Genomic DNA, 613 nt, shown 5'->3' on the forward strand with positions numbered 1-613 from the left:
TCACCGTGCGCCACGGCCGAGAGAAGCTGCACTACCTCAACGCCGCGCCGGTCAACGCGATCGCCGACCGGTGGATCAGCCAGTACGACCGTCACCGGGTCCGCGTGCTCGCGGACCTCAAAACCGCCCTGGAGGAAACCCCGATGGACAAGCCCCGCTTCGTGTACGTCACCTACATCAGCACCACGCCCGAGCGACTGTGGCAGGCACTAACCGAGCCCGCCTTCACCAAGCGCTACTGGGACACGACCTTCACCACCGAATGGACCACCGGCTCCCCGATGACCTGGGACAACCACGGCGTCGTGCTGACCGACCCGGAGCAAGTAGTGGTCGAGTCCGACCCGTTCCGCCACCTGGCCTACACCTGGCACAGCTTCACCCCGGAGCTGGCCGAACGGTTCGGCTGGGACGCCGGGTTCCTCGCCACCATCGCGGCCGAGCCCCGGTCCACCGTCACCTTCGACATCGAGCCGGCCGGCGACAGCGTGGTCAAGCTGACCGTGGTGCACGACGGGTTCGCTCCCGGCAGCACCATCGCGGAGATGGTCAGCGTCGGCTGGCCCAACGTCATCGCCAGCCTGAAGACACTACTGGAGACCGGCGACCCGCT

Annotated in this window: 1 protein-coding gene; it reads left to right on the forward strand. The window is 67.4% G+C overall.

Translation table 11 applies throughout. The features are described from left to right. A partial coding sequence (locus U9980_RS24445; RefSeq protein WP_322770083.1) for an SRPBCC family protein occupies window positions 1-613 on the forward strand: 613 nt, incomplete at both ends.

This window comes from Protofrankia sp. Cr1 (assembly GCF_963555865.1).
Classification (GTDB): domain Bacteria; phylum Actinomycetota; class Actinomycetes; order Frankiales; family Frankiaceae; genus Protofrankia.